General features: G+C 64.3%; 1 pseudogene. It reads right to left on the minus strand.

Annotated elements, in window-relative coordinates:
* Positions 1 to 90: 90 nt before the first annotated feature.
* Positions 91 to 269 (minus strand): annotated as a pseudogene (locus SB765_RS29975) (response regulator); the annotation flags it as partial.

The following is a 269-nucleotide window of genomic DNA, read 5'->3' on the forward strand; positions in this document are numbered from 1 at the left end:
GTATGACAGTTGGTCGGATGGTGATCGTCCGCTGTGGCAGCGGCCTTGCGTCGCGCAAGGCCGCACGCACCCACAGGAGGGCAGTGGCTATCAGGCGCCGGGCGTGAAGTGCTTTTGCGCGGTGCCGCGAGCAATCAGCCGCGACAGGTAATCGAGCTTCTGCGCATCCTGATCGACGAACTTGAACGTCAGCTGCAGCCAGTCGCTATCGGGCCTGGGCTCCAGCGCCGCGATGGCATGCAGGTAACCGTTCAGCCGCGCAACTTCGG

Source organism: Pseudomonas sp. SIMBA_067, from assembly GCF_046534675.1.
Taxonomy (GTDB): Bacteria; Pseudomonadota; Gammaproteobacteria; order Pseudomonadales; family Pseudomonadaceae; genus Aquipseudomonas; species Aquipseudomonas putida.